The sequence below is a fragment of the Nitrosomonas ureae genome, from assembly GCF_900206265.1.
Taxonomy (GTDB): domain Bacteria; phylum Pseudomonadota; class Gammaproteobacteria; order Burkholderiales; family Nitrosomonadaceae; genus Nitrosomonas; species Nitrosomonas ureae_C.
In genome coordinates, this window is the sequence record NZ_LT907782.1 from 2,860,445 (window position 1) to 2,884,777 (window position 24,333).

23 protein-coding genes and 1 tRNA gene are annotated in these 24,333 nt (G+C 42.7%); 17 read left to right on the forward strand and 7 right to left on the reverse strand.

Going from position 1 to position 24,333, the window contains the following annotated elements:
• Positions 1 to 33: 33 nt before the first annotated feature.
• The 3 genes from CPG39_RS13270 to CPG39_RS13280 form a co-directional block, all read right to left on the reverse strand.
• On the reverse strand, positions 34 to 567 hold the full coding sequence (locus CPG39_RS13270) for a hypothetical protein (RefSeq protein ID WP_096294037.1): 534 nt from the start codon (positions 565 to 567) through the stop codon (positions 34 to 36).
• 222 nt (positions 568 to 789) lie between these two features.
• Positions 790 to 1,053, reverse strand: coding sequence for a helix-turn-helix transcriptional regulator (locus tag CPG39_RS13275; RefSeq protein WP_096294038.1), 264 nt, complete (start codon positions 1,051 to 1,053; stop codon positions 790 to 792).
• A 105-nt stretch (positions 1,054 to 1,158) separates the two neighbouring features.
• A complete protein-coding gene (locus tag CPG39_RS13280; protein WP_145956250.1) occupies positions 1,159 to 1,755 on the reverse strand; it encodes a hypothetical protein in 597 nt (198 codons plus the stop codon).
• Between the two features lie 482 nt (positions 1,756 to 2,237).
• Here CPG39_RS13280 and CPG39_RS13285 point away from each other — a divergent pair, with 482 nt between their 5' ends.
• The 3 genes from CPG39_RS13285 to CPG39_RS14555 all read left to right on the forward strand — a co-directional run bounded on the left by CPG39_RS13285 (position 2,238) and on the right by CPG39_RS14555 (position 7,190).
• On the forward strand, positions 2,238 to 6,542 hold the full coding sequence (locus CPG39_RS13285; RefSeq protein ID WP_172424129.1) for an RHS repeat-associated core domain-containing protein: 4,305 nt from the start codon (positions 2,238 to 2,240) through the stop codon (positions 6,540 to 6,542).
• Between the two features lie 9 nt (positions 6,543 to 6,551).
• On the forward strand, positions 6,552 to 6,866 hold the full coding sequence (locus CPG39_RS13290) for a hypothetical protein (protein ID WP_096294041.1): 315 nt from the start codon (positions 6,552 to 6,554) through the stop codon (positions 6,864 to 6,866).
• 156 nt (positions 6,867 to 7,022) lie between these two features.
• Positions 7,023 to 7,190 carry a hypothetical protein gene (locus CPG39_RS14555; protein WP_172424130.1) on the forward strand — a complete coding sequence of 56 codons (168 nt, stop codon included), beginning with the start codon at positions 7,023 to 7,025 and terminating at the stop codon, positions 7,188 to 7,190.
• A gap of 510 nt (positions 7,191 to 7,700) precedes the next feature.
• Here CPG39_RS14555 and CPG39_RS13295 read toward each other — a convergent pair.
• From CPG39_RS13295 to nadB, 4 genes are all read right to left on the reverse strand, one after another.
• Entirely contained in the window at positions 7,701 to 8,933 is a 1,233-nt protein-coding gene (locus CPG39_RS13295; RefSeq protein ID WP_096293938.1) for a tyrosine-type recombinase/integrase, read from the reverse strand.
• A gap of 165 nt (positions 8,934 to 9,098) precedes the next feature.
• Positions 9,099 to 9,190: transfer RNA gene (locus CPG39_RS13300), tRNA-Ser, on the reverse strand.
• A gap of 89 nt (positions 9,191 to 9,279) precedes the next feature.
• Positions 9,280 to 9,747 carry an MEKHLA domain-containing protein gene (locus CPG39_RS13305; RefSeq protein WP_096294042.1) on the reverse strand — a complete coding sequence of 156 codons (468 nt, stop codon included), beginning with the start codon at positions 9,745 to 9,747 and terminating at the stop codon, positions 9,280 to 9,282.
• Between the two features lie 99 nt (positions 9,748 to 9,846).
• On the reverse strand, positions 9,847 to 11,445 hold the full coding sequence (gene nadB, locus CPG39_RS13310; RefSeq protein ID WP_096294043.1) for an L-aspartate oxidase: 1,599 nt from the start codon (positions 11,443 to 11,445) through the stop codon (positions 9,847 to 9,849).
• Between the two features lie 288 nt (positions 11,446 to 11,733).
• Between nadB and rpoE the strand changes: the two genes are divergently transcribed.
• The 14 genes from rpoE to lpdA all read left to right on the forward strand — a co-directional run bounded on the left by rpoE (position 11,734) and on the right by lpdA (position 24,323).
• Positions 11,734 to 12,333: an RNA polymerase sigma factor RpoE gene (gene rpoE / locus CPG39_RS13315; RefSeq protein ID WP_013646992.1), complete on the forward strand. Its 600-nt coding sequence runs from the start codon at positions 11,734 to 11,736 to the stop codon at positions 12,331 to 12,333.
• Position 12,334: 1 nt separating this feature from the next.
• Positions 12,335 to 12,883, forward strand: coding sequence for a sigma-E factor negative regulatory protein (locus tag CPG39_RS13320; protein ID WP_096294044.1), 549 nt, complete (start codon positions 12,335 to 12,337; stop codon positions 12,881 to 12,883).
• Complete coding sequence (locus tag CPG39_RS13325; RefSeq protein ID WP_096294045.1) at positions 12,880 to 13,866, forward strand: MucB/RseB C-terminal domain-containing protein; 987 nt, start codon at positions 12,880 to 12,882, stop codon at positions 13,864 to 13,866. The genes CPG39_RS13320 and CPG39_RS13325 overlap by 4 nt, the downstream gene beginning before the upstream one ends.
• A 158-nt stretch (positions 13,867 to 14,024) precedes the next feature.
• Complete coding sequence (locus tag CPG39_RS13330) at positions 14,025 to 15,440, forward strand: DegQ family serine endoprotease (RefSeq protein ID WP_096294046.1); 1,416 nt, start codon at positions 14,025 to 14,027, stop codon at positions 15,438 to 15,440.
• A complete protein-coding gene (locus CPG39_RS13335; RefSeq protein ID WP_231990314.1) occupies positions 15,421 to 15,714 on the forward strand; it encodes a glutaredoxin family protein in 294 nt (97 codons plus the stop codon). Before CPG39_RS13330 ends, CPG39_RS13335 begins: the two co-directional genes overlap by 20 nt.
• Before the next feature lie 97 nt (positions 15,715 to 15,811).
• Positions 15,812 to 17,608, forward strand: a complete 1,797-nt coding sequence (lepA, locus tag CPG39_RS13340) for a translation elongation factor 4 (RefSeq protein ID WP_172424152.1) — start codon at positions 15,812 to 15,814, stop codon at positions 17,606 to 17,608.
• 106 nt (positions 17,609 to 17,714) lie between these two features.
• The gene (gene lepB, locus CPG39_RS13345) at positions 17,715 to 18,518 is read left to right on the forward strand and encodes a signal peptidase I (RefSeq protein ID WP_096294047.1); all 804 of its coding nucleotides are present in this window, start codon (positions 17,715 to 17,717) and stop codon (positions 18,516 to 18,518) included.
• Positions 18,519 to 18,559: 41 nt separating this feature from the next.
• On the forward strand, positions 18,560 to 18,916 hold the full coding sequence (locus CPG39_RS13350) for a DUF4845 domain-containing protein (protein ID WP_231990315.1): 357 nt from the start codon (positions 18,560 to 18,562) through the stop codon (positions 18,914 to 18,916).
• A 12-nt stretch (positions 18,917 to 18,928) separates the two neighbouring features.
• Complete coding sequence (gene rnc / locus CPG39_RS13355) at positions 18,929 to 19,642, forward strand: ribonuclease III (RefSeq protein WP_096294049.1); 714 nt, start codon at positions 18,929 to 18,931, stop codon at positions 19,640 to 19,642.
• Positions 19,643 to 19,687: 45 nt separating this feature from the next.
• Entirely contained in the window at positions 19,688 to 20,581 is an 894-nt protein-coding gene (gene era / locus CPG39_RS13360; RefSeq protein WP_096294050.1) for a GTPase Era, read from the forward strand.
• Between the two features lie 38 nt (positions 20,582 to 20,619).
• Positions 20,620 to 21,345, forward strand: coding sequence for a pyridoxine 5'-phosphate synthase (pdxJ, locus tag CPG39_RS13365; RefSeq protein ID WP_096294051.1), 726 nt, complete (start codon positions 20,620 to 20,622; stop codon positions 21,343 to 21,345).
• Entirely contained in the window at positions 21,342 to 21,719 is a 378-nt protein-coding gene (acpS, locus tag CPG39_RS13370; RefSeq protein ID WP_096294052.1) for a holo-ACP synthase, read from the forward strand. The genes pdxJ and acpS overlap by 4 nt, the downstream gene beginning before the upstream one ends.
• A 2-nt stretch (positions 21,720 to 21,721) precedes the next feature.
• Entirely contained in the window at positions 21,722 to 22,774 is a 1,053-nt protein-coding gene (nagZ, locus tag CPG39_RS13375) for a beta-N-acetylhexosaminidase (protein WP_096294053.1), read from the forward strand.
• Positions 22,775 to 22,862: 88 nt separating this feature from the next.
• Positions 22,863 to 24,323, forward strand: coding sequence for a dihydrolipoyl dehydrogenase (gene lpdA, locus CPG39_RS13380; RefSeq protein ID WP_096294054.1), 1,461 nt, complete (start codon positions 22,863 to 22,865; stop codon positions 24,321 to 24,323).
• The last annotated feature ends 10 nt before the right edge of the window (positions 24,324 to 24,333 follow it).

The window sequence follows — 24,333 nt, forward strand, 5'->3', positions numbered from 1 at the left end:
TCTCTTAAATTATTCATGGTTAAACTTCCTCCATTACAGGTTGTTTTTTCTAGCAGAAAATTTGATCACTTCGCTTTTCTCGGGCTTTTTCCTTTCAGGTTTCTTGAGGATGAGGAGTACGGTTTTCTGAACCAATGCAAATTCATTGTCCTGCAATGGTCTTAGGAAGTCTGAGAACTCTTCATACCAGTCCCTGAGCGCATAGCCTTTCCTGCGTTCTGGATCGATGTGTGAGACGTTGGCGGGTGTTGCGATGGGTGAAACTGATTTGGATTTACGGCGTGCGGACGTACTTTTTGATTGAGCAGCCATGATTGGCCTCCTTCTAGATTTGTTGAATTTAACCCTTGTTGAGAGGGCGACCGGGTACTTCAACACCGCTAGAAGACGGCTTGCAACTTTCCCGATTCGCATCGGTATTTTATCGTTGCCCACTACCCGGCCATTAAAAACTATGGGCGTAAAAAAACCACGACTATCGGGCGCGGAGCTTTCCGCTTCTAGAGGTGTGTTGAGCACCTGAGCAAAAGAATAATCCCTGTAAGGGGGTGAAGTCAACGGGAACATTTTGAACGCCTCCCGTTTAACCGGCGATCAAACCAATTACAGAACTCTTTAGCAGCAAGATGTTCTTTTCTGATATGGTTAGGATGATCCTTAAGCCACGCCTTCAACATTTGCTCAGCAGTAGAACCACGGGCAGGCGGTGAAATTCTGCACGCGCATCCTTCGCTGTGCAGCCTATGGGTTTCAATTATTCTATTTACAGGCGCAAAATTATTCATATCTTTATGCCTTTGGATGTTTGCTGGATGCCGTGTTGATTTGATCATGAATCCATTGCTGCACCTCAAATTCGCGCCAGCGGCTGGCTGTGCCGATCTTTACTGGTTTGGGGAATTTACCTTCTTTCATTAACTGATATAGAAAGCTAGTTTTAAAACCGGTCTGGAATTCGACTTCAGCAAGACATAAGAGCCGTTCAAGCTGTGATGTCGATTGATGTTTTTTTGGCTGCAACTGCTGTTGCGGAGTGGATATAGTTTGATTCATTAGTGCTCCTTAACGTTATATACATGGCCGTATTCCTTGGCACGGAATACTTGTTAAGGAATGTAATGATTTGGAATAGGTATTTCGAGAAGCTTGCCTATCTATTTATACTGACTTAGCTCTTTTCTTTTCGTGGGACTTAAACTCTTTGGTCAATAAGTGCTTCCTGATCGATTCATGAGCTTTATCAGGGAAAGCAAGGTTTTCTCTAACTAACCGAGCTAATAGCGAAGCGGATGTATTTACAGGGTTATTCTGCCTAATGCGCTCGGCCTCTTTTTCCCAGTCTTTCTTGTTTTTTTCAGAATACTTGGTGCAAGATTGTTGCAAGCTTTTGATTCTCTTATTATCTTTTGCTATAACTATCTTTGCCAGCTCGACCAGCGGCTTATCATTCTGGTAATTTCTCTCAATAATCGCTAATTCTCTTTCTAGAACAATTATTTGTTTTTTGTATCGAAGAGCACCATTTGATTTACATGTGCTTCGAATTGGTTCGAATAAATTACTAAAACAATTTTCTGTGTTATTTGAAATTGGAGATAGTATTTTAAAAATATTCACTAAAGCATCAGGAATGCTCGCAGCTTCAATTCTTCTGGCAAATCTCCCAGGCTCAAGCAATTCTTTAATTTGATCCGGCAATTCAGGAGTAGTTATTTTTCTAATGTGGTCAGAAAGATCGATAGGATCATTAAGCATATACCACCCCTTCAAAGTGCCCCCTTCAAGGTAAGTCACCCCAAGGCGGTGAAGGTCTCCGCTTTTCGCCTGGCCTAGCTATGGGATGATGAAATTATTCTAACCTAAAACCCGATTTCTAAATTTGTAATTTTCCTAGTTATTAGGTAATCCTCCCCAGGATTTGACTGAATTGATCAATTTAAAACGTAAAGTAACGGATAAAAATGCCGCTATTTATCATTTTGATTGCAAGGAACATCCATAAAATGCCTCCATTTTCCAAAGCACGCGAAGTTCATCAAGCGCGCATTAAGCAATAACAATTACGCATTCCCGAATATTTTTGGGATACATCATAGTCAGCAATCAATTGTAGCAATCACCAATCAATAGCTGGAATAGGGATAGTTATGTCATTAAGTTTTATAAAAAACAATCATTCACTAAGCTCAATTTTGTTTTTTCTTTTGACATTTTTAACTCTAGGATTCAAATCAGCTTTGGTCAAAGCTGAAATATTTTCTTATCCTGCGCAGCTTGAAGGATGTTGGGTTCCAATTTTTGGAAATAACTCCACTCCTATCAAATCAACTTGTGAGGCTTCAATATCTCCAGGTTGGCCTAATTTCCAGTGTAATCCAAGTAAAGTAACTGTACTGCAAACAATTTCATGTAGCGGTTTTGATACCACTACACAATCAAATTTTACATGGAGCAATCTTAATGCATACCCATTATATACATGTTTGTATGGAGGAAAAAAAGCTTCATGGCTTTATGAAGGGGGCATTGAATTTACTCCATTTTCTTGCGACATTAATAGCACTTCTGAAAAAATAATTTCTACCAAAAACCTGGGTAATCATTCAACCTGTGATTCGATAGGAAACCCGGTACACCCCAGAACCGGCAATAAAAGCACCACTGAGTCAGACTATAATTCTACGTCATTTGACTTTACCCGCTATTACAACAGCCAACAAAATAAGCTCGATCGCAATATCGGCATTCAATGGCGCAATAACTATGGTGGCCGGTTAGTTTTAAACCCGACAGCAACACCTCCCATTACGTTTGCAGAACGCCCCGATGGCAGAACGATATTCTTCAGACTTAATGGTGGTCTATGGGTAGGTGATGGTGACATATCCGACAAGATCATTGAAGTTCCCAGTAGTGGCTGGCAGCTAACCACAGCCGACGACACGATCGAAACCTACAATACTTCAGGTAAATTACTCTCCATCACCGATCGTAATGACCGCACGCAAACACTGAGCTATGACACCTATGACCGTTTAGCGACTGTCACCGACGATACCGGTCGCACACTGAGCTTTACTTACGATGGTTCCAGTCGCATTGCGACCATGACTGATCCGGGCAATGGCGTGTATCAATATGCTTATGACACCAACGGTAATCTGACTTCAGTTATCTATCCCGATGCTAAAACCCGCACCTATCATTACAACGAACAAGCCTATACTGGCAATACCAATCTACCCAATGCACTGACCGGCATCACCGATGAGAACGGGGTGCGCTATGCAACCTATACCTACGATACGCAAGGCCGGGCGGTGGTAACCGAACACGCAGGAGGTGTTGAGCGCTATGTGTTGGGTTACAGCACCGATGGCAGCAATACCATCGTCACCGATCCCTTAAACAGCCAATACACACATAATTTCCAAACCATCCTGGGTGTAGCCAAAAGCACCGGCCAATCGCAACCGGCGGGCTCCGGTTGCAATGCCGCATCTTCCGCGATCACTTATGATGTGAATGGTAATGTCGCCAGCCGTGCCGATTTCAATGGCAATAAAACCTGTTATGTGTTCGATCTGAACCGGAATCTGGAAATTGCCCGGGTTGAAGGTTTGGACAGCAGCAGCAACTGCCCGGGGGACGTAATCGGCTATAACCCTGCTGCCAACAGCAGCGAGCGTAAAATACTCACCGAATGGCATGTGAATTACCGCCTGCCGGTCAAAATCACCGAAGCCGGACGGGAAACCAGCTATGTCTTTGACACCCACGGCAACGTCACGCAGTATCAGATCAAGGATACCGCGACCAATGCCAAGCGCATATGGAATACCAGCTATGTCTATCACACCGGCATCCCCGGCGTGATCGTGCAAAAAACCGAGAACGGCCCGCGCACCGATGTGACGGATGTCACCACCACCGACTATTACGCACCGGATGCCGCCTGTACTGGCGGTCATCTGGGTTGCCGTGCGCAAGTGGCCAGTATCGCCAACGCATTGGGCCATGTCACCCAGATCACACGCTATAACGCCCACGGCCAGCCAGAGGAAATCATCGATCCCAACGGATTGACTACAACACTTACCTACGATGTCCGTCAACGGTTATTGAGCCGCACGGTTGGAGCCGAGATCACCAGCTACCAATATGACAACGCCGGACAACTTAAAAAAATCATCGCTCCGGACAGCAGTTTCCTAAGTTACACCTACGATGCCGCACACCGCTTGACCGGTATTGCCGATAATCTCGGCAACCGCGTGCAGTATACCTTGGACAATAGGGGCAACCGTACCCAGGAGCAATGGTTCGATCCGCTCAATAACGTCACAAAAACCCAGCAACGCGAATACGATGCGCTAAGCCGTCTATGGAAAGATATCGGCGCACAAAGCCAGACCACGCAGTATCAATACGACGCGCAAGGCAATCTGAAGCAGATCATCGATCCGTTATTGCATACCGCCAGCTATCAGTTTGATGCACGCAACCGCCTGACACAAATCACCGATGCGGCCAGCGGTATCACCGGCCAAATGCAAGATGCGCTGGATCAGATCACGCAGGTATCCGATCCGCGCGATATCGACACCGTATACACCTACAATGGTTTAGGCGACGTCATGCAGGAAGTATCCGCCGATCGCGGCACCATTGATTACACCTACGATACCGCCGGTAATCTCAAGACGGTGACCGATGCGCGCGGCGTCAAACATACCTATACCTGGGATGCGATTAACCGTCCCACCAAGCGCGCCCACGTCACTGTGAGCGGCGTTCCCGGCGTGGCCGCATTGATCTGGAGCTACGATACCGGAACCAACGGTATTGGCCGTCTGACCGGCATGTCGGATGAATCCGGTTCAACCAGTTTCAGCTATGACCTGCATGGCCGATTGCTCAACAAAACCCAGATCGCCAAAAGCGGCACCAGCGACTACACGCAAACGCTGGAATATCAGTACGACAGCTTTGGTCGCACGATACAGATGACTTATCCTTCCGGCACGCAGGTAACCACCGCTTATGGTGCCGACGGCCGCCCGAATGAAATCCGGGTCAATGGCAATGTGTTATTGAGCAATATCGTCTATCAACCGTTTGGCGAGCCCAAAAGCTGGGTGTGGGGTAATAACCAGGCGTATGCGCGTAGTTTCGATTCCGACGGTAGAATCAAAACCCATCGTGTGGACGGCGATACCCGCACGCTGATCTATGATGCCGCCAGCCGCATCATCAACACCGTCGACACCAACCCGGTATATAACCGCACCTATGATTATGACGCATTGAATCGGCTGACCAGCCAATCCGACAACACCAGTTTCTTACTGTGGGGTTATGACGCCAACAGCAACCGCACCAATGCGCAATTCGGCAGTGCCAATCATCTCTATACTGTGGCGACTGACAGCAACCGTTTGCAGAGTGTCGCAGGGCCGGTGATGAAAACGTACACCTATGATGCCGCCGGAAATCCGTTGAGTGATGGCGTCACCACCTTTACCTGGAATGTTGCCGGCAAGCTTTCAACCACGGTCAATAACGGCAAGACGCACACGTACCGATACAATGCTTTGGATCAACGCGTCAGCAAGAATGGCCCGCTGAGTTCTAAGTTTACTTTCTTCTATGACGAAGCCGGGCAATTGATCGGTGAATACCGCGACAATTCGACCACCGCCACACCGACGGATGACTGGCTGGTCAGACAGGAAACCATCTGGCTCGAAGACATTCCGGTGGCCGTGATCCGCAAACCCACCGCAACCGGCCCGATTCAGACTTACTTCATCCATGCCGATCATCTCAACACCCCGAGAGTGATCGTCAATCAGAGCAACAATGCGGTGTGGCGTTGGGAAAACACCCACGCCTTCGGTGCCAACCTGCCGGATGAAGACCCGGACAATAATAGCCAATTATTCGAATATCATCCCAGATTCCCGGGGCAGTATTTTGATAAGGAAACCAATCTGCATTACAACTATTTCCGATATTATGAGCCTGAAACTGGGCGGTATGTCTCGCCTGATCCCATTGGGCTTGCGGGTGGGTTGAATGCTTACCTTTATACAACTGCAAATCCACTCAGCTATATCGATCCATACGGTTTGTTTGAGTTACCTGTTTTATCTCAGGGCTTTGTAGATGCCACCGCAGGCTTTGGTGATGCCATTAGCTCTGGATTTGGATTATTTAACACAAGCTTGTCTGAATTGGCTCGAAAAGCAATAGACGTAAATGATTCTGTTAATCAGTGTTCAACTGCATATTCGAATGGTCGATATGCTGGTTATGGATTAAGTTTTGGTTTAGGTGGATATGGTCTGGCAAAAGGAGTAATGGCATTGGGTCCCGGAGGCAGAGTAATTGGTCACCCTGCTTATGGAGGAAAGACTATAGATGGGCTTCGTAGTGGTGAAATTAGATTTGGTTGGAGTCGTAATAATGGGCCTACTTTGAGATTAGGTGTCAGAAATAGGCATTTTGATATTGTTAAATTGAGATCATCTAAGCAATAAGGAGTAACTATGAAATTCATGTTTCACATGCACGATGTAATAAAAATCCCGGGGAAAATATTTGAGGATCTTTCCTTAGAGGAGGTGGCATTGATGATAGAGGCGGATTCGTCCATATCACCGAATGGAAATAATTATTTTGCTAGTTGTGCATTAGATGAGTTTCTACATAACACCAAATTGGAACGAGAGGATTTGAGGAAATTACAGGAAGAAATTCTGAAGCATATTTATATTGAACTTCCGGGATTAAATGAAAAGAAGATAAATACTGATTATCTGATGGCAATGGTGTCCAGATTAAGGGCAGCTCATAAAATTTAGAAAGAGGACTTACGAGGGATTAAGAAGTGCAGGTAAAAATGACGCAGAAATTAGGGCTTCTGCTGGAAGAACAAATTTCCCTCTAAATGTGATTGGAGCGCAAGCTAGTGTTGGAGGCGCAATATTGTTAGGACTATCAAATTGTGGATGTTCGCAATGAAAACGTTTATAGATATAAAAAGTTTCCTAATTTTTATTATCATAGCGACAGTCGGAGGAGGCATACTAAGTAAGTTTACAGAATTAAATTTCTTAGTAGCTTGCTTAATAGTCGGAGGGGCTATTTTTATTAATGGTATATTAATAAAAATACTTAAAGATTAGAAATTTATTCAGTTTCTGCGATTAGCCTTATATTTTAGTACGAAGATTGAGGACAAGTCTCGAATTGAGAGTATTGCTATAATTTTTGGTGACTACTTTACCAAAATGCCGTTGTTACTGATAAAGCGCATATGTGCAAATACAATGCCTTTGGATCAGCGGCATACGATTGAATATGAACATTTCAACCAATTGTTTGGCAACGGTATTACACTTGCAACTCTCTTAATTCCCTTGTGTTGACAGGCGGCACCAGGAACTTTCCGCGCTGCATTTTCACTTCAATTACGCTACAAAATTACAAAATTTGGAGCGCATATCGGCCCTAAAAATACCGCAATCCCCCCTAAAAGTAGGGCGCGCCCCACTGCTTTGGGTGTCGATTCTGGAAAAGTAGGGCAGCTACAAACCAATAGTCATAACGATTTCAGCGATTCCGCCCCACTCGCCCCACTTGCCCCACTCAAAAAACAGGGGTAGGACTAGAGCAAGAAAATCATGATGCAAAAATCAAATGGATTTTCCAAATAACGGAATGACATCTGCACCTTTTTCTATTGCTTCTAAATGGTCACTCCACCATGTCATGATTCTTTTCCGTTCCGGTAAATATTCAGCCCGGTTATATGCACCCCGTACTTCATTCTTTTCACCGTGTGCCAATTGACGCTCAATGGCATCGGGACTAAATAACCCGGATTCATTCAATGCAGTGGATGCGACAGCCCGGAAACCATGCCCGGTCATTTTGCCTTTATATCCTAAACGGTAAAGTGCAAAAAGTAATGTGTTATTGCTGATGGGTTTGTTAGGATTGCGTCCGGGTAACAGGTAACGACTATCACCGGCGATGGTTTTTAATTCAGTCAGTATGCTCAATGCCTGGCGGGTGAGGGGTACTACATGTTCGTTCCTCATCTTCATTCGTTCACTGGGAACAATCCATAGCGCATTATTTAAATCAAACTCTGCCCACAATGCCCTAATCAGTTCGTTGGTGCGCACAAAGGTTAAAGCCAGCAATTGCAATGCAAGCTGTGTTTGCTTATCCCCTATCTTTTCATAGGTAGCTATTGCTCGTAATAAATTTGGTAACTCTTCAGGTTTGACAGCCGCCTGATTCTTTTTCTTGTGTGGCGTAAGTGCGCCCCTCAAATCAGCAGTAGGATCACGACTACAACGACCCGTTGCCACGCCATAGCGAAATACCTGACCACACATCCCAAGCACTCTATGCGCCAGGTCATAAGAGCCACGATGTTCAATGATACGGATCATGTTGAGTAATTGCGGGGCATCGATCTGACTGATTGGGTACAAACCAATATAGGGGAACACATTCCCTTCGAGTCTGCGTAAAACATCTTTACTATGACTTGGTACCCATGTATGGGTTTGTTTTGTATACCACTCACGGGCAACAGCTTCAAAGCTATTGGTTGTGGCTTCCTTTGCTTTTTGCTTATTGATTTGACGATCAATTGAAGGATCAATATTACTGGATAGTTTTATTCGTTCAGCTTGTGCTAGCTGCCGGGCTTGCTTTAGTCCTACTACAGGATAAACACCCAGCGATAAGGATTTTTCCTTGCCATGAATTTTATAGCGCAACCGCCAATACTTGCGGCCATCTTCATATATCCATAGGTAAAGCCCTTGACCATCATGGAGTTTAAGTATTTTCTTACCATTAACTACAGCATTCTTGCATGCCAAGTCTGTCAGTAATTCTTTAATAGCCATAGTGTGGTAACTTTAGGTGTGGTAAAAATAATTACTACACTTTTTACCACATTTTTTGACTGGCTTCTAGCGGATTATTCTGGATTGCTGCGGAGGCAAACTTCTTTTAAATCTGCTTGCTTATTGTGTTTCGTGGATTGCTTTGGATTTATGCGGAAGGGGATGTGGCGGAGAAGGCGGGATTCGAACCCGCGGTACGGTTTAAACCGTACACACGCTTTCCAGGCGTGCACCTTCAGCCACTCGGTCACTTCTCCGGGGTGTTAGCAAACAGGGGGCAAAGAATAAACCAGTTCTTGGTTTCGGGCAAATTTGTTTTGTGCTGAGTAGATTTGAAGAAATTCATTTAGTCCAAATATTTCCAATTGGAGAAAGTGGCGCCTTGTCCAATTGCCGTGCCGTCAGGTTTGTGTATATTCCAAATGATGGCTTGATCAACCAGAAAACGTTCTCCTTCGCTGGAAATTCTTATACCGCTATAATTGGAAATATAACCTTGTATTTTAGCTTGTTGCAGCATGCGCGCACGTTCTTCACGGCTGGGTGACTCGGCTGTGAAGCGTGAGGGTGTTCGTATGAATTGCTGCCAATCCATGGCCCATAAATTAAGGGCTGCCTGATTACCGTAATTTAATATGGGATCAGCTTCCGTGCCATGGGATGCTACAATAAACGCGCTGTTGAACAGTCGCTCGGCTTGTGTCAGCGGTGTACCGCTACGATCCATTAGCTCCAGCTTGATCCAGTCAGCATAGCTGTCGAGGAGATATTGGCACCATTCTATAACGCTCGGATTAGTCCAGTAGGTTTGCATTGCTCGTGAAAGGGTAGATAAAAAAGGTTATATGAGTGTAACGCACACGATTGTGAAACGACAACTGCGCAGATCGAATGATTTCAGGCTTCATTGGGGTTACCTAATTTCTCTTTTTAGCACTGTATTTTCTGCAAGTGGTAATGTATCAGGATAATCCTTGCTGTAGTGCAATCCCCGGCTTTCGTGACGTTGCAATGCGCACCGCACAATCAGATCAGCGCTATCGACTAGATTGCGTAATTCCAGTAAATCGCTGGTGACACGGAAGTTGGTATAGTATTCATTGATTTCTTCACGCAGTAGCTCGATTCTGTGTTGTGCGCGCTGCAATCTTTTTGTGGTACGCACGATGCCAACATAATTCCACATAAAACGGCGTAATTCATCCCAGTTATGTGCAATCACGATTTCTTCATCGGCGTCTGTGACACGGCTTTCATCCCAATCCGGAAGTTTTGGTAATTCATTTGTGGGTTGATTGATAATGTCGCTTCCTGCAGTCTGAGCCAGCACTAAACATTCCAGGAGGGAATTGCTGGCTAAACGGTTGGCACCATGTAATCCAGTGTGCGCGGTTTCTCCGATAGCGTATAGGTTGCTCAAATCGGTCTTGCCATGATTGTCGGTGATTACGCCCCCGCAAGTGTAGTGAGCGGCAGGAACCACGGGGATTGGTTCTTTGGTAATATCGATACCCAGTTTCAGACAGCGGGCATAAATTGTTGGAAAATGCGCTTTTAAAAAATTTTCGGGTTTGTGTGATATATCTAAGTAAACACAATCCAGTCCTCTTTTTTTCATTTCAAAGTCAATAGCACGAGCCACAATATCACGCGGAGCAAGTTCGCCGCGCTGATCGTGCCATAACATGAAACGTTCGCCATTGGGAAGTTTTAATAACCCACCTTCACCACGAACAGCTTCACTGATTAAAAAAGATTTTGCGTGAGGATGATAAAGGCAGGTTGGATGAAATTGAATGAATTCCATGTTGGCAATTCGGCAGCCCGCCCGCCAACCCATTGCAATACCATCACCGGTGGCTGTATCGGGATTGGTAGTGTAGAGATAAACTTTACTGGCCCCCCCAGTTGCCAGCACGGTATTTTGTGCAGCAAAGCTTAGTACTTTATCTTTTTTCTTATCAAGAATGTATGCACCAATACATCGTTTATTTCGGTCTTTTGTGGAATCAGTTAATCTATCATCGGTTATCAGATCGATAGCGATATGATGCTCTAGGACAGTAATATTCGGATGCAATCGTATTTTTTGAATTAGCGCTTGTTGGACGGCTTTACCAGTAGCGTCGCCACTGTGAATGATGCGCCGTGTGCTATGGCCTCCTTCTTGAGTTAAGTGATAGCCGGTTTCGCTTGTTTGGTCGTAGGTAAAGATTACTCCTTGATCGATCAACCAATGAATCGCATCAGCTGCATTTTCGGTTACGAAGCGTGTGATGCCTTCATCACATAAACCACTTCCGGCAATTAAAGTATCTTGAACGTGTTGTGACGGGGAGTCTTCATTTGAGAGCGCCGCTGCTATACCGCCTTGTGCCCATGAACTGGCCCCAGATTCGGCAGCTTGTTTGGTTACAATGCAAACCTTCTGGTACTGCGCTAAATGCAGCGCTAGTGAAAATCCGGCTAATCCGCTACCGATAATGAGCGTATCGTAATTATTGTCAGTCATTAAGCTGGTCTTTATTTTTATGATTAGTAAATTGAATAATAACAGACTCAGAATGCCTCAACCTAGATACATTCGGCTTAGTTTCATAGATTATGCTCAATCACAAATAGTGAACTATAGTGAACTAATCAGTAGGGTTAAGTGTCTTTTAATGCGATAGATATGGAATTACATAGTTCCCGAGATTCATTTGGATAGGTATACTTATTCATTTGTGTCATTATGGCGCCTATAATGGAACAAGAATAAGTCTAAATTCATTTAAAATGCTCAGGGATATCAAGTTGTATGGGTGATCGGGAAATCGATCAGCAGTTAGTAGAACGAGTTCAAAGCGGGGATAAGCAGGCATTTGATCTGCTGGTGATTAAGTATCAGCGCAAGTTGGCTCGTTTGTTGTCGCAATTTATACGCGATTCCGCTGAGGTTGAGGATGTTACGCAGGAAGCGTTTATTAAAGCATATCGAGCATTATCTTCATTTCGCGGAGATAGTGCTTTCTATACGTGGTTATATCGTATCGGTATTAATACTGCAAAAAATTTCTTGGTATCTCAAGGGCGGAAATTACCAACTTTGCAAGGTTTCGATAATGAAGATGCAGAAGACTTTGAAGATGGTGGTTTGCTAAAGGAAATGAATACACCGGAGAGTGAACTGATGAGTCAGGAAATTGCTCAAACGGTTAATCAGACATTGGATTCATTGCCGGAAGAATTGCGTACGGCGATTGTTTTAAGGGAGATTGATGGGTTAAGTTATGAAGAAATTGCCAATATCATGAATTGCCCTATTGGAACTGTACGGTCGCGAATATTTCGTGCACGTGAAGCGATTTCAGAACAATTACGCCCTTTGTTAGGGACAAGTAAAGATAAGAGGTGGTAATGTGAAAAGTAAAGTATCTGCATTGATGGATGATGAGCTTGATCAACAGGATGTTACCCATATTATTGAAGCTATCAGAAAAGATAATGATTTACAGAATGAATGGAGATCTTATCATTTGATTGGCGATACACTCCGAAAGTCATCCCGATTATCCATGAATATATCTTCCAGAGTCAGTCAAAAATTAATAACCGAACCTACAGTACTTTCTTCCAATGTAACAACTGCAATCCAAAAACAGAAATATAAAGTATTTACGCTCGCAGCTGCTGCTTCTGTTGTTGCAATGATTTCTGCGGGTCTAATTATGAATAATTTGTATAAACCGCAGCAAATAATGATTGCTGAGCAATCGAACCAGGAGAATAGTCTAACTGCCGCTCCCATTATGGTTTCATCCCCACCTTTAATCCATAATTATTCACATCCGCCGGTTGAAATTAATGATTATTTGTTCGTGCATAGAGAATTTTCTCCAGGAATTACGATGCGAGGGCAAGCGAGCAATATTCATAACGTTGAATATCACGAAAGATATGGTAGATGATTAGTCGCAGTATTATCTCGTTGTTATGTTTTTTAGCATTTGGTATTCAAGTTGTACTAGCACAGGAGTTGCCTCCTTCGTCTGAAGATGCCCTTGAGTGGTTGAAAAAAATGGCCGAAGCTCCTCGTCGGCATAACTATTCCGGAGTATTCATTTATTATGCGGATAGTCATATAGAGACATCACGCATTGTTCATAAAAATGATCAAGCTGGCGAACATGAAAGAATTGAAGTTTTAGATGGATCGCCACGAATAGTTTTGCGTACTAACGATGAAATGAAATGTTATTTGCCAGAAAGCAAAAAAATATATACCGAGAAACGTTGGTTTCGAAAATTTTTCCCGGATATTCTTCCGCAGCCATTTGGTAACATTGATGAGAATTATTATATCAAAGAGGTCAAACGTGAACGTATAATCAATCATGAAAGTCAGATCATTTCCTTGATACCAAGGGATTCTTTACGTCATGGTCATCAATTCTGGATAGATACCAAAACGGGTTTGCTATTAAAAAGTGCTATCATGGACGGCAGTCAGATTATTGAACAATTTGCATTTGCACAGCTAGAAATTGACGGAGAAATTCAATCCGATTTATTGAAATCTAATTCATTCATGACGCAAGATGATTGGAAGGTAACCAATCTATTGACTTCTGTCATCGGTGAAGGTGAACTAGAATGGAAGATCAATAACTTACCTTCAGGTTTTAGAAAATTAGTTGGAATGAAGCGTAATTTGACTGAGAAACCAGTGTTTGTGGATCATATTGCCTTATCCGATGGACTTGCAACAGTATCTGTATTTATTGAGTCTATGGGAGAAGATACACCAACGCCTACATCTGGTTTCTTTACAGATCGGGGGGCAATCAATATCTATGTGCGCGTGCTGGAGGGCAATAAAATAACTACAATAGGTGAGGCACCAATGGAAACCATAAAACTAATCGGCGATTCTGTTATCAAGGTTAATTAAGTTATTTATATATTTTACTATTCCTTATCAGAAGCATAACCTCAAAAATATTTATTTAACTTCATGATTCAAAAATTAATATTTATACAAAACTATGATCGTTAATCATGTATATCAGTAGTTATTTTTTACATAAGCGTACAGTAAGGATAAGAAGTATGTTTCAATTAATAATAATTCCATTTATTTTGCTTTCATCGGTAACATTTGTTCAAGCCACCGAACTGCCTGATTTTACCGGGCTAGTAGAGAAACATGGTGTTGCGGTAGTGAATATCAGTGCTGTACAGAGCTTAAATGTAATGAATAATCAGATAATTCCTGAAATACCAGGAATCCCAGAGAACTCACCATTTTATGATTTTTTTAGAAGACATATACAGCCTTTCCCCGGCCCAAGAAAGTCTGAACCTAAGTCGCTGGGATCAGGTTTTATTATTAGTTCGGATGGTTATATTCTGACGAATGCGCATGTGGTTGAAACTGCTGATGAGATAACCGTAAAGCTTAATGATAAAAGAGAGTTTGTCGCTGAAATTATTGGTACCGATCGTAAGACCGATATTGCACTGATTAAAATTAGTGCTACTGATTTGCCTGTAGTTACACAAGGAAACCCGGAGAATCTTAAGGTGGGTGAGTGGGTGATTGCAATCGGTTCTCCATTTGGTTTTGAGCATAGCGTCACTGCGGGTATTGTGAGTGCTAAAGGACGTTCTTTGGCGCAGGAAAATTATGTTCCATTTATACAAACTGATGTTGCAATTAACCCAGGAAATTCAGGTGGGCCATTGTTTAACATGAAAGGTGAAGTGGTTGGAATTAATTCTCAAATTTATAGCCGCACGGGCGGATTCATGGGATTGTCTTTTGCTATACCGATCAATGTTGCCACTGAGATTGCTGATCAGCTAAAGACTAGTGGTAAAGTAAGCCGAGGAAGAATTGGTGTAATGATTCAAGAAGTAACTAAAGAGTTGGCGGAATCTTTTGGATTAACGGATAGTAGAGGAGCCTTAGTCGTTTCTATTGAAAAGGATGGCCCGGCGGGGAAAGCCGGGGTTCAAGCTCGTGATATTATTTTGAAGTTCGATGAAAAGGAGGTTTTAACATCTTCAGATTTACCCCGCATCGTGGGCAATACTAAACCAGGTTCAAAAGCAACTATTCAAATTTGGCGAGATGGTGCTTTAAGAACAATTAAGGTCGAAGTTGGAGAAACACCTTCTGATGAGGGAGCAGAAAGCCGCAAACTTAAGCAAAGCAAAAAACCGGATACTTCTAATCGTCTTGGGTTGGCATTAAGTGAAGTTACCGATGAGCAAAAGAAACAGCTGGAGATTGCCAATGGTTTGCTGGTTGAAGACATGCAATCTGGTATTGCCAGTCGTTCAGGAATCCGTATAGGGGACATTATCCTGGGATTTAACAGTAAAGACGTAAAAAGTGTCGCGCAGTTTAATGAACTGCTCAATCAAGTTAAAAGTGGAAAAAACATTGCTTTACTTGTAAAAAGAGGGGATATCACAACTTTTATTACGATGAAACTCTCCGATGATGAAAAAGAGAATTGAGTCTAACTCTTTTCACCCTGATCAAATACGGGAACTGCTCATCTATGGCCGCGAAAATTGTCATCTTTGCCAAGATATGATACTTGCGTTGCAGAATTTGCAGCAGCAGCTATCATTCGATTTCAAGGTTGTTGATATTGATTCCGATCCAGAACTGGTTGCACGCTATGGAGAAAAAATTCCGGTATTGATTTCACCACTTACCAATCAAGTGATTTGTCATTATTTTCTTGATTTAGCAGCTTTAGATGATTATCTTGGTAAATTTCGTTAGAATGCTGCCTCTTTAATTGCCATATAATTTAAGTTTTCAGCTTGGCTGGTGAGTTTTTAGCGCTCTGTTGGAAATATACACCTCTATCTTTGACATCCTGATGCAGCATATCCGTAATTTTTCCATCATTGCCCATATTGATCACGGCAAATCAACGCTGGCGGATCGTATTATTCATCTGTGTGGCGGTTTATCCGATCGTGAAATGGAGGCGCAAGTATTAGACTCTATGGATCTGGAACGTGAAAGAGGCATTACCATCAAAGCCCAAACGGCGGCATTACACTACAAAGCAAAAAATGGTGAAATTTATTTATTGAATTTGATTGACACACCGGGTCATGTTGATTTTTCTTATGAAGTTTCGCGCTCGTTAGCGGCCTGCGAGGGTGCACTTTTGGTAGTTGATGCGTCACAGGGTGTTGAGGCGCAAACCGTTGCCAATTGTTATACGGCGATTGAACAGGATGTTGAAGTTGTTCCCGTTCTAAATAAGATTGATCTTCCTGCTGCTGATCCGGAACGTGTCATTAGTAACATTGAAGAAGTGATTGGAATCGATGCGCAGGATGCAGTCAAAATCAGTGCAAAAACAGGAGAAGGTGTAGAAGATGTTTTAGAAGCTTTGATCGCTAAAATTCCCGCACCGAAAGGTGATCCGAATGCGCCCTTAAAAGCCTTAATTATTGATTCCTGGTTTGACAATTATGTCGGTGTCGTGATTTTGGTCAGAGTGATGGACGGTACGGTAAAGCCTGGCGATAAGATATTGCTGATGGCAAGCAAATCCGTGCAGTTATGTGAGCAGGTAGGGGTGTTTGTGCCAAAATCAGCCTATCGTGATTCGCTCAGTGCTGGTGAGGTGGGTTTTATCATCTCGGGTATTAAAGAATTGAATATAGCGAAGGTAGGGGATACCGTAACTTCTGCAATTCATCCAGCGGCAAATCCCCTTCAGGGTTTCAAAGAAATAAAACCACAAGTATTTGCCGGTTTATATCCCGTAGAATCCAATCAATATGATGCGTTGCGTTCTGCGTTGGAAAAACTGAAACTGAATGATTCCTCACTACATTTTGAACCGGAAGTATCTCAGGCATTGGGTTTCGGCTTTCGTTGCGGTTTTCTCGGATTGTTGCATATGGATATTGTGCAGGAACGCTTAGAGCGCGAATATGATATGGACTTGATTACGACAGCCCCTACTGTTGTTTATCAAGTATTGATGCGGGATAGTACGGTGATTGAAATTGAGAACCCGTCAAAAATACCAGATCTGTCAAAAATTGCCGAGATTCGCGAACCTATAATTACTTCAACTATTATTGTGCCGGAAGAGTATGTTGGCGCAGTGATTACCTTGTGCGTTAGTAAACGTGGAAATCAAGTGAATATGCAGTATATGGGTAAGCAAGTTATGCTGACCTACGAAATGCCGCTTAATGAAGTTGTTATGGATTTTTTTGATCGATTGAAATCGACTAGTCGCGGTTATGCTTCTTTGGATTATGAATTCAAAGAGTTTCGTGCTTCCGATTTAGTAAAGCTGGATATATTGATTAACGGCGACAAGGTTGATGCGTTGTCTTTGATCATTCATCGAAGTAGCAGTCAGTATCGGGGGCGTGAATTAGTGCAAAAAATGCGACAGTTAATTCCCCGTCAGATGTTTGATATCGCCGTACAAGCTGCAGTAGGTGCTCATATTATTGCACGCGAAACAGTCAAGGCATTGCGGAAGAATGTGTTGGCAAAATGCTACGGTGGCGATATCTCGCGTAAACGAAAGTTGCTGGAGAAACAAAAAGCAGGTAAAAAGAGAATGAAACGGGTTGGCAATGTGGAAATTCCACAAGAGGCGTTTCTGGCAATTTTGCAAGTCGATAATAAATAATAATGATGAGTAGAAAAAAAATTTTTACGCAGGATTTTAGGTTGAATTTGAACGCATACATAATAATTCAAAACAGCACTCCTTATGCGCAATCAAAGGAAATTGCATGAATTTTCCACTGATACTTTTAATTCTGCTTGTAATTACCGGAAGTATTTGGTTATTAGATATTATTTTCTGGAAGAAAAAGCGCGAACCGAATGAGAATGAGCCATGGTGGATCGAATATCCCAAAAGCTTCTTTCCTATCATTTTGATTGTTTTTAGTTTGCGTTCTTTTGTCATTGAGCCATTTAAAATCCCATCAGGCTCAATGCTACCTACATTATTGATAGGGGATTTTATTCTTGTAAATAAGTATATCTATGGTATAAGGCTTCCAGTCATTAATAAGAAAATTTTGGAGATGGATGAACCCAAACGAGGGGATGTATTGGTTTTCCGTTATCCAGAAGATCCATCAATCGATTACATCAAACGAGTTGTCGGTGTCCCGGGTGACGTTATTACTTACCATAATAAGCAGTTAATTATTAATGGGGAAGTGATAAAAATGGAATATGAGGGTGACTATAAATATGTCGAATCCGGACTGGGGTATATTTATTCTGATCGTTATTCGGAATATTTAGCTGGCGAAAGTCATTCCATTATTATTAGCCAGGATATCAAAGGTATCCAGTTTTCGAACGTGCGGCAATTTGAATTCCGTGATAACTGCAAGTACCGTCGTACCGGGTTTACATGCGAAGTGCCAGCTGGAAATTATTTTACTTTGGGCGACAATCGTGATAGCAGTAGTGATAGTCGTTATTGGGGGTTCGTGCCGGAGGAAAATATTGTTGGTAAGGCATTCATGATTTGGTGGAATTTTGGAGATCTTGGTCGTATCGGATTGTCGATTAGATAATAAGCTTTTTTCTATGAGGTGAGAATGTGAATTATCACAAAATGTCACTGAAACAAAGAGGTATTGGTTTGGTCAGCTTATTAATGTGGTCCGTGGTTCTGGTGTTAATTGTTATCACTAGTCTGAGAATTGCGCCGGCATATATAGAATATTCAGCAATTAAAAAGAATCTATCGGCCATTGCTAAAGATACAAGCTTGCAAAATACGAACCTAAACCAAATAAGACTAGCATTTAGTAGGCGTGCCCAGATTGATGATATTAAGTCTATCAGCGGTCAAGATATTAAGATAAATAGAGAAAATGGGCGAGTGATTTTGAGTGCCAGCTATACAGCAAAAATCCCTCTATTTTCCAATGTGTCCTTAAGCATTGATTTTGAAGCAGTGAACGATTAGTACTGAAAGATTATGCGAGATGAGACCATATCAAATAATACTCGACAGTTACTAGATATATTCTGTGAACGTCTAGGATATTGTTTTACTCAATCCCATTTATTGCAAACAGCGTTAACTCATCGAAGCCATAGTCTTCCACATAATGAACGCCTTGAATTTCTGGGTGACGCGATATTGAACTGCGTAATCTCAGGAATAATTTATAAGCATTTTCCAGAATTGCCAGAAGGTCACTTGTCCCGGCTTCGTGCCAATTTTGTGAATCAAAAGGCATTGTCGAGCATTGCGCTTAATTTACAAATGGATAAGCTGCTCAGATTAGGTGAAGGCGAGCTAAAAAGCGGTGGCTGTCATCGCCCATCGATTCTTGCAGATACTTTTGAAGCCTTATTGGGTGCCATTTACCTGGATAGTGATTATGCGCAGGTGGAAACAGTAGTTATGGCGATCTATTTACCTCTGATACAAAATATTGATCTTAAATCACCCGCTAAGGACCCTAAAACGTTATTGCAGGAATTTTTACAAAACCAGAAACTATCATTGCCAGAATATCTAGTGGTTACAACCAGTGGGAAAGCGCATAAACAAAAATTCAAAGTGGAATGTGTAATATCCTCATTAAATATTCGAACTGCAGGTGAAGGCACCAATCGCCGGAGTGCCGAACAAGTGGCTGCAAAATTAGCCTATGAAAAAATCTGCCTGCAGCATACGCACTAAATTAATAGTGTTTAATAAGCTAGTTATTACTTACAATACTTCAGAATGACTCTTCATGCCAATTTTCGTACTGGATACGTAGCAATTATTGGTCGTCCCAATGTGGGGAAATCGACTTTGTTAAATAAGTTGGTGAAACAGAAAATCAGCATTACATCCAAGAAAGCGCAAACTACTCGTTTTAGAATTAATGGTATTTTGACGGATGAACAGACACAATTTGTTTTTGTTGATACACCTGGTTTTCAAACACACTATGCCAGTGTTTTAAATACCGCAATGAATCGGGTGGTAACCCAAAGTATGCGCGAGGTGAATGTCATATTGTTTGTCATTGAAGCGATGTGCCTTGATCAACGCGATATCGCTGTGCTCAAAATTCTACCCGCGAATGTTCCGATTATTTTAGTGGTCAATAAAATTGATAAATTGGCAGATAAGAATCGACTATTGCCATTTCTGGGTGAAGTAGCTCAGGTAGTTAAATTTTCTGACATTATACCGGTAAGCGCGATGTATAAAATTCAGCTAGCAGAGCTTCTTAATAACATCCGCAACTACTTACCTGTTAGTGAACCTTTGTACGATAAGGATGAAATTACAGATCGCAGTGAGCGTTTTCTTGCCGGAGAATTTATTCGTGAAAAATTATTTCGCCTGGTTGGTGATGAGATTCCTTATTCGACCAGCGTTGTGATTGATCAGTTTAAGTTGGAAAATCATCTGCACAAAGTTTATGCCACCATTCTGGTTGATAAACCCAATCAGAAAGCAATTATTATTGGAAAGAAAGGTGAGAAGCTTAAGCTAATAGCAAGCCAGGCAAGAAAAGACATGGAGTTGTTGTTTGGGGAGAAGGTGTATCTGGAAGTTTGGGTTAAAGTTAAAAGCGGTTGGGCTGATAGTGAAAGTGTGCTAAGAAATCTGGGGTATGAATAAACCTTTAAGGATTGTTGGCGTCTTGGGAGTCTCAGAGAATGATTGAATTAGGTGTCAATATTGATCATGTGGCGACATTACGGCAAGCGCGCGGAACAACATACCCGGACCCGATTGAAGCGGCATTGATCGCCGAATCTTCCGGGGCTGATGCGATTACTTTGCATTTGCGCGAAGATCGACGGCATATTCAGGATCGTGATGTGGAGATTTTACGTAACCGGCTGACGACCAGAATGAATCTGGAAAGTGCAGTGACTGATGAAATGATTGCTATCGCACTTAGAATAAAGCCCCACGATATTTGTTTAGTGCCTGAGAGACGTGAAGAGCTAACAACGGAAGGGGGTCTCGATGTCGTGAAGCATTTCGATCAGATCAGGCGTGCATGTGAAAAATTGGGAGACGCGGGGATACGTGTTTCATTGTTCATTAATGCTGATGCCCTACAGATTAATGCTGCAGCCCGAGCGGGTGCATCTGTTATCGAAATCCACACGGGCAGCTATGCGGATGCACATTCATTTGAGGCGCAGGAAAAACATTTTCTTGAGGTGCAGGAAGCCGTTGGCTTGGGTCGAGATCTTGATCTGAAAGTGAATGCCGGACATGGTTTGCATTATGAAAATGTTCAAGCCATTGCAGCCATTTCTGAGATTTCGGAATTGAATATTGGGCATGCAATTGTTGCCAGAGCTATTTTTGTTGGTTTTAAACGTGCTGTACAAGAAATGAAACAGCTCATGCTCGAGTCGCGTAAATGATCTATGGTATTGGAACTGATATTGTCGAATCAGCTAGGATTGCACACTCATTGAGTCGTTTCGGCGAGCGCTTTGCGCGGCGTATATTAACCGATAGCGAGTTGCAAGAGTATCAAACGAGTAGTAAACCAATACTTTTTCTTGCTAGTCGCTTTGCTGCTAAAGAAGCGTTATCCAAAGCGATGGGTACAGGTTTACGGCACCCGGTTAATTTGACATATATTACGATTACTCACAATGGTTTGGGAAAACCATTTTTCCAATTTCACCCTGAACTCAATCAATTACTTTTCGACCAGGGAATCACACAACATCATCTTTCTATTAGCGACGAAGTGAATATGGTTTGTGCTTTTGTTGTATTGGAGAAATAATCGTGCCGCTGGGACCAGTGATGCTCGATATTTCAGGAACGCAATTATCTGAGGATGAAATCAAGAGGCTCTTGCATCCCTTAACAGGGGGTGTCATTCTTTTCACCCGCAATTATGTAAACCATCGTCAATTGACCGAGTTGACCCAGCAGATCCATGCGTTACGAAGTCCACATTTGCTGATTGCGGTTGATCATGAAGGTGGGCGTGTTCAACGTTTTCGGGAAAACTTCACAAAACTGCCTGCAATGCGTGAGTTGGGAAAAATTTGGGATAAGCAATCGAGTCGGGCCCGGCACTTAGCTAAACAGGTTGGTTTCGTGTTGGCGGCTGAGTTAAATGTTTGCGGTATCGATTTCAGCTTTACACCGGTGTTGGATCTGGATTGTGGGAAAAATTTTGTGATCGGTGATCGTGCCTTCCATCATGAGGCCGAGGTTGTTTCGGACTTGGCGTATAATTTGATGCTCGGGCTTAAGAAAGGTGGTATGCCGGCAATAGTAAAGCATTTTCCGGGACACGGTTATATCCAGACTGACTCACATTTGGAAAAATCAATCGACACACGTCAATACGCTGAGATTGCAGGGGACGATTTAGTCCCATTCCAGCATATGATTGATTCGGGAGTGGCTGGGGTAATGGTAGCACATATCATCTACCCAGAAATAGATTCCAAACCTGCCGGATTTTCGAGAATCTGGTTACAAAAAATTTTACGTAGGGAATTGCAATTCGAGGGTTGTATTTTTAGTGATGATTTAAGTATGCGTGGTGCCGGAGATTATTTTGAATCTATGCTTTCACGTGCGCAAGCTGCGCTCGGTGCGGGTTGCGACATGATATTAATTTGCAATAATCCTTCAGGGGTCGATGAAGTTCTACATGGATTGCGTTGGGAAATGTCAGCGACAAGCCTTTCCCGGCTGGCACGTTTGCATGCCAGAAATAATACCGGTTCGATAATAAAATTGCGTGAAAATGGAGAATATGTGCAGGCGGTACGTGAAATCAGCATTATTGGATGTGAAAGTGGTGAGTTGCCGTTACAGTAGATTTGTATTTATTTTTCAAAGCAAACTATATGCAAGCTATTTTGTTTTAAAATTATCTCTTGGCAAAAATTTCACATAAGGTCTCATTATGTCAGAAACATTCGATGTAGCAATTATTGGTGCTGGTCCAGGGGGATATGTTGCGGCAATTCGTTGTGCGCAGCTAGGCTTAAATACGGTTTGTATTGATGAGTGGAAAAATTCAAAGGGTAAAGCCAGCCTTGGCGGAACTTGCCTGAACGTCGGTTGTATTCCTTCCAAAGCTTTACTGGAATCTTCTGAGAATTATTTCAAGATTCAGCACAAAATTTCCGCTCATGGAATTTCTGCAGAAAATGTTTCGGTAAACATTCCAACCATGATTGCGCGCAAGGACAAAATTGTTACCACGTTTACCGCTGGCATTACTTCACTATTCAAAAAGAATAAGGTTAAGTCGATGCATGGCCGGGGAACGTTGCTGAGTCGGGAAGAATCTACCCATGCTTGGAAAATAAAAGTTGACAATGGCGATACTACTGAAACAATCGAGGCAAAGCATGTGATTGTAGCGACGGGTTCGATACCTCGGCAATTATCTTTTGCGCCAATCGATAATGAGATGATTCTGGATAACGCCGGTGCTTTAGCCTTAATGGAAGTACCTAAGCGGCTGGGAGTCATTGGTGCAGGGGTGATCGGGCTTGAGATGGGGAGCGTATGGCGTAGGTTGGGTGCCGAAGTCACTATTCTTGAAGCAATGCCTGGATTTTTGATGGCAGCCGATGAACAAATTGCTAAAGAAGCAAAAAGCATTTTCGCCAAAGAACCTGGTTTGCAAATCAACACTGGTGTCAATATCAAATCGGTTAAGGTATCCGGTAACTCTGTAGTCGTGGGTTATGGTGATTCCAACAATCAGGAACAGGTTATGGAGGTTGACAAACTGATTGTGGCCATTGGTCGTATTCCCAATACTATTGGATTGGGTGTGGACGAGAATGGTTTGTCAGTAGATGAACGCGGATTTATTATTGTTGATCAGAATTGCCGGACTAATCTGACCAATGTATATGCAGTAGGCGATGTGGTTCGAGGGCCTATGCTGGCGCATAAAGCATCCGAAGAAGGCGTGGCCGTTGCAGAAATGATTAAACATCTTGAGACAAATCAGACCAGTGTAGATGAGGTAATCGATCTCAATACGATACCTTGGGTTATTTACACGGCACCTGAAATTGCATGGGTAGGAAAAAACGAACAGGAATTAAGAGCAGCTGGCATTGCTTATAAGGCTGGTCAGTTTCCATTTATTGCGAATGGACGTGCTCGTGCCATAAATGAGACGAGTGGATTTATAAAAATTTTGGCTGACGAGAAAACTGATCGTGTACTGGGTGTGCATATGATTGGTCCCCATGTGTCGGAGCTCATTTCAGAAGCGGTTATGGCGATGAAATTTTCAGCCAGCAGCCAAGATATCGCCTGCATTGTGCATGCTCATCCGTCTTTATCAGAAGTTTTTCATGAAGCTGCACTTGGTGTGGATAAGCGTACTTTGCATATTTAATGATTTATAG